Below are 15,058 nucleotides of genomic sequence, written 5' to 3'. Positions count from 1 at the left end.
ACAGTGTGATAGTCTTTGACTCTCTTATTATATTAAGGTGGAAATTAGCAAAACTTCTTACTGTACCAATCTTGCATAAGTAAGATTCTTCTTACTACTTGGTCAGCATCTTATACTTTAGGTATTAAAGCAGATACAAATATAATAATAACTTTTGAAGAATGTGGCCTATTCTCGATAAAATCTTCGTAACATACGGTAAACTCGCCCTATACGCGTCTTATCATGGGTATATTCGTATGATAAGGGTGCTAAAAGTCAATCTTTTATGGCTCGTAATATAATATTAAAGTTATATGTTTACCAGTAAGTTATATGACATTCTCTCTATTTTAAGTTTAATAAGAGTGTAATAAAAAACCGCACTTAGTCACAATCATAACTAAGTGCGGAGTAGTATTTAATCTTCTTATGATTAGCCTTTCATGGCAATCAATATTACTTTAGCTTCTTGGTCATTCTTCCATCAGGCGTCACCCTCAGCTCGATAACGTATGTTGTGTCAGCATCTGGAATACCAATGATGACATAGTAGTAGAGAGCCTTGGCATCAGCATGGGTGAAATACATCTTACGAAGGATGCTTCGAGAGAGAAAGTCCTTCGGGATGAGCGACTGAAACTCTTGTTTACGGAAATCGTGTGCGAAGACTGGTGTACCGTGATTGTACAACCGCAAGGCTGCAACATTATCCAGATACATATTGTCTACTTCAACTCCATTGTCGTTGTACGTAGACTTCACCACCTTATCAGATGTCGTTTGCACATGTACCTTGCTCTCGAAATAGCCCAAGTCAGTGCGGATAACCGTGTCTTGCGATTGCTCTAAGAAAGTGTTCATCGCATAGACATGATAGTTGAAAGCTGAGTAGAGCGCTTTGTCATTTGTTTTGGTAAGTTTTACGTCATCACCATTTTGATTGGCAAACTTAAACAGATGAGGTGCTTGCTTCTCTATCTTGTATCCGTGGACATTCTGACCTTGCAGATAGATAGTGTCTTGATAGATCCAGAAGCGCACAGGCATACTCGCTGAGTCAGGGTAGAAAATACTATCACCCTTTACTAACATGGCAGGGTCACTATTCTCACCATTGGTCCATAAACCCTGCAACATCTCTTTAGCCTGCTTGTCCTCGTTTTGTTGCTGATAGTCGGCTCCACGATTGCGACAGGCTGTCAAGAGAATTAACAACACCGATATGCAGGTAAATAACTTCCGTTTCATCTTTACAGATAGATAGTAGAACACATTATTCATGCGTTCGTAAATGATTGATTTATGGCGGATACACAGCCGTTGTGCCCGCTCTTGATAAATCGATTGATACTTATTCGAATACTTTAGCCTCTTTCAAAGCTAAGCCTTTATTAAGGTCTTTGTCTGAAAGGATAACATCCTTTGCATCAATAGGCCATGTAATCCCTACGGTCTCATCGTTCCATTTAATGCTGGCCTCAGTCTTTGGACTATAAACATTGTCCACCTTATAAGTAAAGACAGCCTCGTCAGAGAGAACAAGGAAACCATGTGCAAAGCCACGTGGTACATAGAATTGACGTTTGTTGTCCTCAGATAGCTCTACCATGACATACTTGCCGAAGGTAGGAGAACTCTTGCGAAGGTCGACTGCCACGTCAACAACCTTACCTTTAATGACACGCACGAGTTTGGCCTGTGCTGTGTCGCCCTCTTGATAGTGCAGACCACGGAGAACACCATAGCTTGACTTAGACTCATTGTCCTGTATGAAATCTACATGGTAACCAATGTGTTTGTCAAATTCTGCCTGTTTGAATGATTCGAAGAAATAACCTCTTTCGTCATTAAATACTTTAGGTTCAATAATCCAAACACCATCAATTTCTGTTTTAATAAACTCCATAGCTTTATTTTTAGTTCTTATTGCAAAGATAAGAAGTTTTATCGATTATCAGAAGGATTATTTCCTTTTTCATATATTAAACAGGATTTTAACGTCACGGACTTGCCTCTTCCAAATAATTTGTTTAATTTTGCAAACGTGATAAAACTCGACCGACATATTGAAATCCTGCTTTTGGAGAATGACTGTGTCATTGTTCCAGGCTTAGGCGGCTTTGTTGCGCATCGTATTCCTGCTCGATACGATGAGCAGGATGGGTTATTCCTGCCACCTTATCGTACACTTGGCTTTAATGCACAGCTCAGAATGAATGACTCTTTGTTGGTTCAGTCTTATGTTGATGCGTATGATTTAAGTTACCCTGAAGCGTTACAGCAGATCGAAAAAGAGGTTGACGAGATTTATCAAGCATTGGGCGAAGAGGGTGTTTTTGAGTTGAATGACCTTGGAAGCCTATCGAGGAACAGTGATGGTAACTTAGCATTCGAACCTTTCGAGAGTGGTATTCTGACGCCATTGTACTATGGCTTGAGTAGCTATGAGTTCCCTAAGCTTATTAGTAATAATCAGTCTGCTACCTCGATAGCTGACATTAAGCTGCAAAAGCAGGGTGTTGTCTTCGTTGACGATACTGACGCTACGAACAAACGACTTAGCATTAGCATGCGTGCAGTACGTAATGTCGCGGCTGCAGCAGTCTTCCTTACAGCTGTCTTCCTTGTTGCTTTCCCTGGTTCAAACCGTAACGGCATTGCTGATAAGCAGCAGATTAAGAGCGGTGTGCTCTATAATATATTCGACTCCGACGACACCTCCAACACTTATAAGCAACTTGATGCATTGACTTCTAATAGTCACCCTATGGGTATAAAGCGTCAGCAGGAGACTACAACCGTTGCTTCTCATTATTGGTCAATCGTTATGGCGAGTCATATTACAGAGAGTAATGCCCGTGCCTTTGTAGCGAAACTGAAGAAGAACGGCCTTACTGACGCACGTGTCTATGATGGTCCTGAGAGTATAAAGGTGCTTTATGGTTATTTCTCAAGTCCTAAAGAGGCTACTGAAAGGATGAAGGTAATCAATAAGACTACCGAGTTTAAGGAAGCGTGGGTGATTGAGATAGGGAAGTAAGAGCAATACTTGTTTGTGTAACGAGCGATTACTTGATTATTTCCTTATTATGATTGTTTGACAAGAAGATATATGAATGAAGGTTAATCATTATCCTTTAATGTCTTAGCCTTATTCATTTTTCATAACTCCTCTTTCTCTTTTTCCATGAGGTGAGGGGTGTTTTTATTTATAATACTTTTATTATATGAAGCGTGTTAGATGTCCGAAGTGTGATAACTTCATAACTTTCGACGAAACAAAATATAAGTCTGGGCAACGACTTGTATTCCAATGTCCTCAGTGTGGGAAAGAGTTTGGAATCCGTATCGGCGTCTCTAAACTACGTAAGACACAAAAGGAAGAGAACAATTCGCCTATTGATGAGAATGTAGAAAGCCAATATGGCTCTCTTCATGTGATAGAGAATGTGTTTCATTTCCGCCAAGTCATCCCCCTACAAATGGGTGAGAATGTTATTGGTCGATACATGAAAGGCAACCCTATTAACTGTCCGATAGAGACGGTCGACCCCAGTGTTGATATGACGCATTGTACTATTACGGTTAGTAAGGACAAGAATGGCAAACTACAATACGTGTTGCGTGATGGTCCTTCTTATACTGGTACTTTCGTTGATAATGTTATCCTTGGCGACCGTGAACGGCGTGTGATAGAAGATGGTACGCTTTTTACGATTGGTGCTACGAGTATTATTCTTCAAACCCCAGACGGAGATTGATAAAAGAAAATAGTTTACAATCGAGTGGGTTGGTTGTCCTTGAATACCTATATGACGTCTCTTTTAATTGACTCTGTAACTGGCAGGGATACAATTAGTTGCGAAGTCGGTTTGAGAGCGGGCTTAGTAAGGTTCAAGAAGGGCGTTAGTAAGATGCGAGAAGGGCGTCTTTTAGACGCTTGACAAGGCTTGTCTTGAATGTTGTAAAGCCTTGGTTAAAATGTACTCGTGAATTTATATTACAAAAGATAACGATTGAGAAATGGTGATAAAACAATAGAGCCAGCTTTTACAGATACGTAAGAGCTGGCTCTATCATTTGTGCCTATAAGTTATTTACCCGTCATGACACCTTCTATATAGAGTCGTGTCATCTCCACTTTTCCGTTAGTACGAACGGTAATACTCTTCTTGAAGTGTCCAGGGAACTTACCTGTTCCGTTGTAAGTCACGTCAATCGTACCCTTCTGACCAGGAGCAATCGGACGCTTGTCATAGTTAGGTATGGTACAACCACAGCTTGCAACTATCTGATTAATTACCAATGGTGCTTTACCAACATTAGTGAATGTAAACGTTGTCTTGTGCACTGGGTTGTCATCAGAGAATGTTCCGAAGTCGTAAGTCAACTTATCAAATTTAATTTCTGCCTGATTCTGTGCTGCTGCAAATGTCAGTCCGAAGACTAACATAAGTGTCATTAATAAGAACTTCTTCATGTCGTTTTAATTTAATTGATATTTATTAAGTTCGATGCAAAAGTAATCAGAAAGTTTATAGATACACTATAAATTTACAATAATTAAGGAGATATTGTTATTTTAATGACTTTCTATATGTTATCTTAACAATAAAACCAACAGTAGTCCTTTATATTTTTAATAAGGTGATACCCTTTTTTAATATAAAGTTCGTATCTTTGCAGTAGATTAATTAAACCGAACAGTTGGGGTAAAGATTTCCCCTTTTGTTAATTGAAACGGCGAAATATAATAAAACATATAATATAAGGTATGTATAGAACAAATACTTGTGGAGAGCTGCGCCTGTCGGATGCAGGCAAGGAGGTTACCCTCGCGGGATGGGTACAGCGCGCACGTAAAATGGGAGGTATGACTTTTGTCGACCTTCGCGACCGCTATGGTATTACCCAGTTAGTCTTCAATGAGGCCGATAATGCAGACCTTTGTGGCGAAGCTAATAAGTTGGGACGTGAGTATTGCATCCAAGTTAAGGGTGTTGTCAACGAGCGTCAGAGTAAGAACAACAAGATTCCAACAGGTGACATTGAGATTATTGCTAAGGAACTGAAGGTGCTTAGCAGTTCTCAGACTCCTCCTTTCACAATAGAAGAAAACACAGACGGTGGTGATGACCTTCGTATGAAGTATCGCTACTTAGACCTTCGTCGTGAGGCAGTGCGCAAGAACTTGGAGCTGCGTCATCGTATGACGATACTCATTCGTAACTTCCTTGATGCCGAAAAGTTTATGGAAGTGGAGACTCCTATCCTTATTGGGTCTACCCCAGAGGGTGCACGTGACTTCGTGGTTCCATCACGTATGAACCCTGGTCAGTTCTATGCACTACCACAGAGTCCACAGACTTTGAAGCAGTTGTTGATGGTAGCGGGTTTTGATCGTTATTTCCAAATAGCGAAATGCTTCCGTGATGAGGACTTGCGTGCCGACCGTCAGCCAGAGTTTACACAGATAGACTGTGAGATGTCATTTGTTGATCAGGAGGATGTTATCAACTTGTTCGAGGAAATGGCACGCCATCTTTTCCGTGAGATTCGCGGTGTTGAACTACCAAAACTTGAGCAGATGAAATGGCATGATGCCATGAAACGTTTTGGTTCTGATAAGCCTGATTTGCGCTTCGGTATGGAGTTTGTTGAGTTAATGGACGACCTAAAGGGTACTGGTTCATTCTCAGTATTTGATGAGGCTGTCTACATCGGGGGTATTGTTGTTCCTGGTTGTGCTGATTATAGTCGTAAGCAGCTAAATGAATTGACCGACTTTGTAAAGCGTCCACAGGTAGGTGCTCAAGGCCTTGTCTTCATCAAGTATAATGCAGACGGTACTGTTAAGAGTTCTATTGATAAGTTCTATACAGAGGAGCAGTTGCTGAAAGTTAAGGAAACAACTGGTGCTAAGGATGGCGACCTCGTGTTGATTCTTTCTGGTAACAACGCAAACAAGACACGTGTACAACTGTGTTCTTTGCGTCTTGAAATGGGCGATCGCTTAGGACTTCGTGATAAGAATGTCTTTAAGTGTCTGTGGATTGTTGATTTCCCATTGTTTGAGTGGAGTGATGAAGAGCAGCGATTGATGGCAACACACCATCCATTCACGATGCCACACCCAGAGGATATCCCCCTGTTAGACGAACATCCAGAACAAGTACGTGCGAAGGCTTACGACTTTGTATGTAATGGTATAGAAGTTGGTGGAGGCTCACTTCGTATTCACGATACGCAGTTGCAAGAGAAAATGTTTGAGGTTCTCGGCTTCACACCAGAGAGTGCTAAGGCACAGTTTGGCTTCTTGATGAATGCCTTCAAGTATGGAGCGCCACCTCATGCAGGTCTTGCTTTCGGTCTTGACCGCTTTGTAAGTATCATGGCAGGTCTTGACTCAATCCGTGACTGTATTGCGTTCCCTAAGAACAATAGTGGACGTGATGTCATGTTGGATGCTCCTTCGTTTATTGACCAGAAACAGTTAGACGAGTTAGAGATTAAGTTAGACTTAAAGGACTAATCCTCCTATTTGGTTGATATACATCAAAAAAAACAAGAGGAGAGTCCTAAAGCATTCAAAATCTTTTACTTTTCGTCGTAAGTATTTGATACTTTGAATTATTTGATGTACTTTTGCAAATGATTAGTAACGTTCAATAGTAGATGATTAATATCTCTTTTAATGTTTATAAAAGTAATAGTTGCAGATAAAAACAAATTAGATAATATTCGATTGCTTGAACAATACTTTAATTGTGTATAACTATGACAGAAAAGAAAGAAGTTAAGTCTGCTCCTAAAGCAGTAAAGAAAGCTCCTGCTAAGAAGGCCCCTGCAAAGAAAGCAGTTGTAGCTATTAACGCAGAGAATGTTGGTTTTAAGGCCGGTGATGTTTACAATGCTCTTGCTGCCGAAGCTAAGGCTTTGACTGTTGCAGAGATTGTTAAGGCTGCAAAGATTAGTTCTGAAGAGGCTTATCTTGGTATAGGATGGCTCTTCAAGGAGGGTAAAGTGAAAGGTGAAAACGACAAGGTTACTCTTGCTTAATTAGAGTAATTATCATAACAAAGGAGGGAGTCTGTATGATAAGTGTATAGGCTCCCTTTTTTTATGCAGTACGATAAGGAAATATTACGGGTTCTTGCTGAAGCAGGCGACGAGGGACTTTCTGTACAGAATATCTCCCGTCATGTCTTTAATGCTTGTAACTCGTTTTTTAATCCTATCGATCAAGACGAGGTTCGTAGGTATGTTCAATCGTATCTTTTGAAGAATAGCAAGACTGCGAACGCTCTTTTAGCTAAGAATAAGAAAGGAGTTTATAAACTCAATGCTAATAATCAACTATCTGAGCAGCTACTTTTCCAATTCCATGATGAACCAGAAGTTTATAAAGAGAAACCCATTGTGGACCAGAGTCTGAGCCTCTTTGATGACTAATAAATGTCCTTGTAGCTTTGAGAAATCCGTATAAACAGTACTAAAAAATAAAAAGCTACATTAATTATTGCCGTTGTTCTTTTTTATTTGTATATTTGCAAGCATATTAATTCATTGCTTATAAGTTATGGCGCAAACTGATAATCATCTCGTAATCATGGCCGGTGGAGTAGGAGGTAGGTTCTGGCCGATGAGCACTGCAGACTGTCCTAAACAGTTTATTGATGTCTTAGGAGTAGGAAGAACGCTTATTCAGCTGACGTATGACCGCTTTTCTGGTGTTGTCTCAGCGGACAATGTGTGGGTTGTTACTAATCAGAAGTATGTGTCTTTGGTTCATGAACAATTGCCAGAGATACCTTTGAACCATATTCTGAGCGAACCTTGCCGTCGCAATACCGCTCCTTGTATTGCATACGTGAGCTGGCGCATCAAGAAAGAGAACCCAAAGGCAAATATCGTGGTGTCGCCAAGTGATCATATCGTGACGAATGAGAATGAATTTAAACGGGTAGTCTCTAACTGCTTGAAGTTCACGGCTGAGACGGATGCTGTCGTTACCTTGGGTATGAAACCTACTCGTCCTGAGACGGGGTATGGCTATATACAAGCCGACTTGTCCACTGCCTCTGCTCGTAACCGTGAGATATACCGTGTTGATCAGTTCCGTGAAAAGCCTGACTTAGAGACTGCTGAGCAGTATATTAAGCAAAGTAACTTCTTTTGGAATGCTGGTATCTTTATCTGGAGTGCTTCGACTATTGTTAATGCCTTCCGTATTTATCAGCCAAGTATAGCAAGAATATTCGAGCGGGTTATGGACATCTTGGATACACCTGACGAACAGCGTGTTATCGATGAGGTCTATCCAGAATGTGAGAATATCTCTGTTGACTATGCTATTATGGAGAAGGCTGAAGAGATATTCGTGTGTCCTGCTGACTTTGGATGGAGTGATTTAGGTACTTGGGGTTCGTTACTTGCACAGACAAAGCATGATATCTATGGTAATGCTGTTATAGGAACTGATGTCCATCTCTTTGATAGTAAGAATTGTATAGTACATACAACGGAAGAGAAAAAAGTTGTTATTCAGGGCCTTGATGGCTATATCGTTGCAGAACAAGAGGGTAAACTTCTTATTTGTCGTTTGTCTGAAGAGCAGCGTCTGAAGCAGTTCACAGGAGAGGGATAGGCTCATTTGTGTTCCTTTCTATTGTTCAAGGAAAGGGAGATAAGGTCAGAGTTCGAGCATATCTTTTACAGATTTGATTTCTATTGAGCATGAATAGTTTGCGTAGGTACAGGTTTTATAAACTGGTCCTACGCATATCTTTTTTATTATAGTAGGTTAATTTTGAACGTTATCATTATGGACTTTATTCATTAAAGGGCTGTTGTAAGATCGAGTCTATTATTCTGTTGATTTTATTCTGTCGTTATATAATGTGATGATAAGCCTATGTATTCCTTATAAGGAGGTTCTTCACATAGAAAGGTGAGGGACGGATAGAGCCTATTAGTCCTTATCATATATAATAGACCTTTAATGATTGGTTTATAAAAGAGTATTTGTCAGGTAACTTAAAAATATATATTTGTGAGTATGATACTAAAGTTTAGGTACATTATAAGCTTTGTTTTATGTTTTCCCTTTACAGTCTTTGCACAGGTTCCACGGCTTGTAAGAGTCAATCCACAGCATTATTTTCAGCGAACAGTACCTAAGGGAAACTATAGCGGACTGACATGGTTGGGTGGAGACCACTATGCTGTTGTTTCTGATAAGGCTTCAGATAGTGGGTTCTTCCTCTTTCGTATACAGATAGATACTGTTAGTGGTGATATTAAAGACATTGTTAATGAAGGCTTTCGTTCGTCGGGTGAGATGAATAAAGATGAGGAGGGGATTGCTTTCTTCCCAAAGGATAGTACGTTATGGATATCTCGTGAAGCAGATAATACGGTTTTGGAATATGGACTGAATGGTAAACAGACGGGTAGGGGATTGTCTATACCTTCTGTGTTTAGTACTGCTACGCCTGCATATAGCTTTGAAGCATTAACTTATAACACTCATACTCATCGTTTCTGGACAACTTCTGAGAGTACGTTGAGGCCTGATGGCAAGCAAGCTGATGCAAAGAATCAAGTGAAGAATAGGCTTCGCTTTCAAAGCTTTGATGATACTTTCGTTGCTAAAGAACAGTATGCTTATTTGATGGATGCGCCTGATAATCATCCTTCTGCAGCTAATTATGCAATGGGAGTACCTGCTATGGCGGCATTAGATAATGGATGTTTGCTTGTTTTAGAGCGTGAGTTCTTAGTTACACCAAGTAAGTTTGGCTCGTATGTGGTCAATAAGATATATTGTGTAAACCCTATTCAATCAGTGACTATCAGCCAAGATAAAGTGCTTGATACCAGTAGTCCTTATATGAAGAAAGTGTTGATTGCAACGTGGAAGACCTCTTTAAGTCTGTTTCATCAGAACCTTGCGAATTATGAAGGGATGTGTCTTGGCCCCCATCTAATGGACGGAAGCCAAGTTATAGTGCTTTGTGCGGATAGTCAAGACCAGTATGGTGGAGTCTTAAGAGACTGGTTTCGTACGGTTGTTATTCGTTGACAGCTATGTGTCTAATACCGTTCTTACTTCATCTTCTTATGTAGCTTGCGTAAAGCCTTGTCTCTTATCTGTCGTACACGTTCACGTTTTAGGCCCATCTCTTCGGCAATCTCTGCCATTGTGTAGTGTGAGCCAGTTAGTCCATAGATGTAAGTAATGATGCGTTTCTCACGCTCGTCGAGTACATCCAACCCTTTTTGTATCTCATTACTGAGGATATCTTGATTAAGCTGGTCGTCTGTTTGCTTGGCATTCTCGTTCTCAAGGATGTGTTGAAGAGTAAAGTTATTGTTACTTCCTACGGGGACTGGCTGGTCAATAGACAGTGCTCGTGAGCGTATCTTCTCGTATTTATTCTTCTCGTTCTTAGGGAGCTTGTATAGTGTAGACTGTTCCTTGATAGCTTCCTCCATTGCCTTACGGATGTAAGGAGCCGCGAAGACAACAAAACGCACACCCTTCTTACCATCAAACCGTTGGGCTGCATACATCATACCAATATTTCCCTCGCTGATAAGGTCGTCTTCTCCCAATCCACGGTTACGGTATTGATGTGCCAAAGAGACGACAAACTTCAAATTAGCCTTTGTCAGTTTCTCTAAGGCCATAGCGTCCCCAATCTTTATCTTCTCGGCCAACTCTTGTTCTTCTTTATCTGAAAGGAGTTGCTCATGGACTATCTCTTCGATGTATTTCTCGTTTGATGTCATAAAAAAAGAGTTTTTATTTTATGCTATAAAACCACATTCTACTTATTTAACCTGCTTGTTATCAGCCTTCTTCTTCTTGATATACCATTTGAGAAGGAAGTAAAGACAAACAATGATAACTATGATTATCAAGCCAAACTTTATGTATTCTCCGTACTCTAAGATTTTCTCATTGAGCTGCTCCTCGGGTACGAAGGCATGCATATAGTGTCCTAAAAGAGCAAGGATACTATGCCATGCACCCGCACCAATGGTAGTGTAGAGCAAGAACTTCCAATAGTTCATCCTTGATAAGCCTGCTGGGATAGAGATGAGATGGCGAATACCTGGCAAGAGGCGGCCTGTGATAGTGGCAACCATACCATGTTTCTCAAAGTATCTTTCGCTTTTTTCAACCTTCTCTTGGTTCAACAAGCATAAATGTCCCCATTTACTATTTGCAAACTTATAGATAATTGGACGTCCAAGATACCATCCGGCAAGATAGTTTATAGTAGCTCCTACATCTGCTCCTAAGGTGGAGAAAAGAATTACCAACCACATATCAAGATTCCCTCCAGCAGCATGATAGGCTGCAGGAGCTACAACTAATTCTGAAGGAACAGGGATAACTGTACTTTCAAGAAGCATCAAGACGAAGATGGTGCCATAGTTGAGATGACCAAGCATGGATGTGATAAAACTCATAATAGTATGTTATTTCTTTTATTCTAATGGGTTATAAAATATTAAACGAGGGATAGTCTTTCGGATTTGTCCCTTCTGGATAGAGGTCTGAAAGTACGTCAATACATTCTTCTGGGTTCTTTTCTACAGCTTGACGCAGGTACTTCTTGAACTCTCTCTTCTTCTTTAATTCATAGCAACAGCGTGCAAGAAAGCCATAGCCAATGTCCCAATCATCCCCTAAACTTGGTAAAAGGGTGCTAAAGAGATGGTAGGCATATTCTATATAACCATTGTCAAAGCTTGAACACCCCATTTGGATGATTGCCATATTCTTGTCTGGTGCCTCCTCTAAAGCCATCTGAAAATGTTGTTGAGCATTGTGTATATCCCTTTGTGAGAGGTATATATGACCAATAGAAATATCTACTAACGATTTATCCTGTTCATGACTTAGCTTCTTATAACGCTCGAAGTACTTCAGAGCTTCCTCATAGTTACCAAGCGCAAAAAGCCCATTTGCTTTATTCAAGATGGCCTCCTCATCTTCAGGATTTATGGCTATTGAGTACTCACTTGAGGTAATAGCCTCATTGATGTCGTTCCTTAAAAGTTGACTCTGTGCCAGTTGGTTCCAGTAAGGACCTGAGTAAGGATTGCTATCAAGTAATTCGTTCAAAATCAACTCACTCTCTTTATACTCTCCACGGCTCTTGAGGATGTGTGCACGAATCTCTTTGTAATCGTTCTCTTCAGTCTTATTTGAACGGTTCAACCACGTCTCTGCATACTCCATCTCCTCATAGTCAGAGAAGAGGGCAGCGACATCAAGGGCCATACCTGCTCTCTCCTCAGGGTCTATAATATCGTCATAAACATTCTTAAGGAAGCTATCAGCAGCAGCAACCTTATTGTCAACGATCATTATCTCAGCCTTAAGGTATTCGTAGTCAGGGTCGTTCTTGTCAATAATCGTCTCTGCAATCTTGTTTGCGAGTTGTGGGTCCTTGTCGCACAGTAGTGCCATACGTGCTTTAAAGGTACGTGGGATAACGGCAAGAGGGTCTATTTTAATGGCCATGTCTATAGCCTCCATAGCCTCTTGATCATCACCCATATAATGAAAGAACTCCGCAATATCAGTTAGTTCCTCGGGGTCGAGGAACTCACTGCTAATATTTTTCTGCAGGTCTTCATACCTACGAAGCAACTGCTTGAACTTATCACTTTGATAGTATATATCCAACTCTTAATTTCCTTTAGTTATGCTTTAGCCTTTTTTGCCCAAGTATCTTTCAAGCCGACAGTCTTGTTGAACACGAGGTGATCAGGCGTTGTGTCTGGGTCGAGCATAAAGTATCCTGTGCGCTGGAACTGCAAGTAGTCGCCTGGTTTCTTCTCTGAGAGATACTGCTCAACATAGCATTCTGTGCGCACGGTAAGGCTCTCTGGGTTAAGAAGCTCACGGAAGTCACGCTCATCAGCAGATGGGTTTTCTATATTGAACAGACGGTCGTATTCGCGAACCTCAGCTTTTAAGCAGTGGTCAGCACTAACCCAATGAAGTGTACCTTTCACCTTGCGGTCAGCACCTTGCATACCGCTCTTACTGTCTGCATCGTATTCTGCTTGTATCTCAACGATGTTTCCCTCTGCATCCTTGGTACAACCGGTACATTTAACGATGTATGCATTCTTCAGTCTGACCTCTTTACCAGGTGTCATACGGAAGAACTTCTTTGGAGCATCCTCCATAAAGTCAGCGCGTTCAATCCATAGATTCTTTGAGAAAGTGATGGTATGTGAACCATCCGCCTCATTCTCAGGGTTGTTGATAGCCTCCATTTCTTCGGTCTTACCCTCTGGATAGTTGGTAATAACGAGTTTTACAGGGTCGAGAACAGCACTAACACGGGTAGCCTTCTTATTTAAGTCGTCACGTACAGCAGCCTCTAACAATGCAACGTCATTGAGGGCATCAAATTTGGTGTAGCCGATAGAGTCAATGAAGTTGCGTATAGACTCTGGTGAATAACCACGACGACGCATACCACAGAGGGTCGGCATACGTGGATCATCCCATCCCTTAACGAAGTTCTCATCTACTAATGTATGGAGCTTACGCTTAGACATTACTGTATAAGTAAGGTTTAAGCGGTTGAACTCTATCTGTCGTGGACGGTTATCAGATAAGTTATCATCAGTGCCATCGCTCTCCTTTAAGAAATCAATAAACTTATCGTAAAGAGGGCGGTGAGGTACGAACTCAAGTGTACAGATAGAGTGGGTGACACCTTCAAAGTAGTCGCTTTGACCATGCGCAAAGTCATACATTGGATAACAATGCCATTTTGTACCTGTACGATGGTGTGGTATTTGAATGATTCTATATATGATTGGATCACGGAAGTGCATGTTAGGATTGGCCATATCAAGCTTAGCACGTAGCACCATACTTCCTTCCACAGCCTCAGGAGTGTTCATTTGTTCAAACAGTGCAAGGCTCTCCTCGATAGGACGGTCACGGTAAGGTGATGCCGTACCAGGGGTTGTTGGTGTACCTTTCTGTGTTGCTATCTGTTCAGCAGTCTGCTCATCAACGTATGCCAAGCCTTTCTTTATCATCCAAATAGCAAAATCCCACAACTTCTCGAAGTAGTCACTTGCATAATAGATATTGCCCCATTTGAATCCAAGCCAGCTAATATCATGAAGGATATTCTCCACATATTCATTATTCTCCTTGCTTGGGTTAGTATCATCAAAGCGGAGATTACAAATACCATTATAGTTTTCTGCTACACCGAAGTCCATGCAAATCGCTTTCGCATGACCAATGTGAAGATAGCCGTTAGGCTCTGGCGGGAATCGTGTCTGAATACGTCCACCATTCTTACCTTTAGCAAGGTCTTCCTCTACCAGCTGTTCAACGAAGCTCAAGCTACGCTTTTCTTCATTGGTGTTGTTCTCTATCGTAGTCATATTTTCCTATTTATTATTATGCTGCAAAGTTACTTATTTTTTCTCGTTTATGATGCACTTTACTATAAATAATGGTGTTCAATCTGCAATGATGTTAAAAAATAAGTTTATAAACTCTTTGTTGTGTAACGCTTTGAAAGCCTAATTGTTGTTTCAGTAACGAAATGTAAGCTTTTCTTGTACCCTTTTTTTAATGTTTAATAAAGGTAAATAAGTAATATGTGTACGTTTAGTATATGTGCAATAACAAATGTTTCATTATTGATAAAAAAGTTGCATAAAAGTTTGCACATATAAAAATAATGCCCTATCTTTGCATTCGTTATCCTGAATACAATCTTTTTACCTTAAAGAAACTAATACCTATTGAGATTGAATGCCCATCGCTGTGAAGCGTAGGGCATTTTTGTTTTCAGTAGTTTTGAAGCTTGTTAATTTTGTTTACAATATTCAGTTTATAAGTTTAAGTTTGTTTAGAGTTATGCTTATAATTTTCTTTATAGTTTATTCGAACGGTTTGTTATTTTATATGTAGGTGTATAGTAGACTATTCAAAGCTTATTTTAACGATTCGTTTCATTCTTTTGTTATTCGCCTATTGGGCTGTAACAGAATTACTTTCGTTTATGTTTAT

14 protein-coding genes are annotated in these 15,058 nt (G+C 40.4%); 7 read left to right on the top strand and 7 right to left on the bottom strand.

The features are described from left to right. Window positions 1–438: 438 nt before the first annotated feature. Both AXF23_RS05630 and rfbC read right to left on the bottom strand, forming a co-directional pair. Window positions 439–1,230 (bottom strand): DUF4738 domain-containing protein, encoded by a 792-nt coding sequence (locus AXF23_RS05630; RefSeq protein WP_107625808.1) that lies wholly within the window; start codon window positions 1,228–1,230, stop codon window positions 439–441. A gap of 103 nt (window positions 1,231–1,333) precedes the next feature. Beyond that, entirely contained in the window at window positions 1,334–1,888 is a 555-nt protein-coding gene (gene rfbC / locus AXF23_RS05625) for a dTDP-4-dehydrorhamnose 3,5-epimerase (RefSeq protein WP_107624609.1), read from the bottom strand. Between the two features lie 102 nt (window positions 1,889–1,990). On the opposite strand from rfbC, the gene AXF23_RS05620 reads away from it, so the two are divergent. Together AXF23_RS05620 and AXF23_RS05615 are read left to right on the top strand one after the other, a co-directional pair. After that, window positions 1,991–3,022: an HU domain-containing protein gene (locus tag AXF23_RS05620; protein ID WP_107624608.1), complete on the top strand. Its 1,032-nt coding sequence runs from the start codon at window positions 1,991–1,993 to the stop codon at window positions 3,020–3,022. Window positions 3,023–3,209: 187 nt separating this feature from the next. After that, complete coding sequence (locus AXF23_RS05615) at window positions 3,210–3,743, top strand: FHA domain-containing protein (RefSeq protein ID WP_107624607.1); 534 nt, start codon at window positions 3,210–3,212, stop codon at window positions 3,741–3,743. A 332-nt stretch (window positions 3,744–4,075) separates the two neighbouring features. Here AXF23_RS05615 and AXF23_RS05610 read toward each other — a convergent pair whose 3' ends face one another. After that, window positions 4,076–4,462: a DUF1573 domain-containing protein gene (locus tag AXF23_RS05610; RefSeq protein WP_089365167.1), complete on the bottom strand. Its 387-nt coding sequence runs from the start codon at window positions 4,460–4,462 to the stop codon at window positions 4,076–4,078. A gap of 294 nt (window positions 4,463–4,756) precedes the next feature. Here AXF23_RS05610 and aspS point away from each other — a divergent pair, with 294 nt between their 5' ends. The 5 genes from aspS (at window position 4,757) to AXF23_RS05585 (ending at window position 10,066) form a co-directional block, all read left to right on the top strand. Beyond that, window positions 4,757–6,514 carry an aspartate--tRNA ligase gene (gene aspS, locus AXF23_RS05605; protein WP_107624606.1) on the top strand — a complete coding sequence of 586 codons (1,758 nt, stop codon included), beginning with the start codon at window positions 4,757–4,759 and terminating at the stop codon, window positions 6,512–6,514. A 245-nt stretch (window positions 6,515–6,759) separates the two neighbouring features. Continuing rightward, entirely contained in the window at window positions 6,760–7,041 is a 282-nt protein-coding gene (locus AXF23_RS05600; RefSeq protein ID WP_009010820.1) for a winged helix-turn-helix domain-containing protein, read from the top strand. 63 nt (window positions 7,042–7,104) lie between these two features. Beyond that, window positions 7,105–7,434 carry a hypothetical protein gene (locus AXF23_RS05595; protein ID WP_107624605.1) on the top strand — a complete coding sequence of 110 codons (330 nt, stop codon included), beginning with the start codon at window positions 7,105–7,107 and terminating at the stop codon, window positions 7,432–7,434. Window positions 7,435–7,561: 127 nt separating this feature from the next. Beyond that, entirely contained in the window at window positions 7,562–8,629 is a 1,068-nt protein-coding gene (locus AXF23_RS05590; RefSeq protein WP_107624604.1) for a mannose-1-phosphate guanylyltransferase, read from the top strand. 405 nt (window positions 8,630–9,034) lie between these two features. Next, window positions 9,035–10,066 carry an esterase-like activity of phytase family protein gene (locus AXF23_RS05585; RefSeq protein WP_107624603.1) on the top strand — a complete coding sequence of 344 codons (1,032 nt, stop codon included), beginning with the start codon at window positions 9,035–9,037 and terminating at the stop codon, window positions 10,064–10,066. Between the two features lie 23 nt (window positions 10,067–10,089). Here AXF23_RS05585 and AXF23_RS05580 read toward each other — a convergent pair whose 3' ends face one another. Genes AXF23_RS05580 through AXF23_RS05565 form a run of 4 tightly spaced genes read right to left on the bottom strand, consistent with a single transcriptional unit; the run spans window position 10,090 to window position 14,424 of the window. After that, the gene (locus tag AXF23_RS05580) at window positions 10,090–10,776 is read right to left on the bottom strand and encodes a sigma-70 family RNA polymerase sigma factor (protein WP_107624602.1); all 687 of its coding nucleotides are present in this window, start codon (window positions 10,774–10,776) and stop codon (window positions 10,090–10,092) included. A gap of 42 nt (window positions 10,777–10,818) precedes the next feature. Beyond that, complete coding sequence (locus AXF23_RS05575; protein ID WP_107624601.1) at window positions 10,819–11,463, bottom strand: DedA family protein; 645 nt, start codon at window positions 11,461–11,463, stop codon at window positions 10,819–10,821. Window positions 11,464–11,494: 31 nt separating this feature from the next. Continuing rightward, the gene (locus AXF23_RS05570; RefSeq protein WP_107624600.1) at window positions 11,495–12,688 is read right to left on the bottom strand and encodes a tetratricopeptide repeat protein; all 1,194 of its coding nucleotides are present in this window, start codon (window positions 12,686–12,688) and stop codon (window positions 11,495–11,497) included. Between the two features lie 17 nt (window positions 12,689–12,705). Then, a complete protein-coding gene (locus AXF23_RS05565) occupies window positions 12,706–14,424 on the bottom strand; it encodes a glutamine--tRNA ligase/YqeY domain fusion protein (RefSeq protein ID WP_009010813.1) in 1,719 nt (572 codons plus the stop codon). Window positions 14,425–15,058 lie beyond the last annotated feature (634 nt).

Source organism: Prevotella sp. oral taxon 313, from assembly GCF_003043935.1.
GTDB classification, from domain to species: domain Bacteria; phylum Bacteroidota; class Bacteroidia; order Bacteroidales; family Bacteroidaceae; genus Prevotella; species Prevotella jejuni.
The sequence above is the reverse complement of the archived record's forward strand: the minus strand, read 5'-3'. Positions and strand labels throughout refer to the sequence as shown.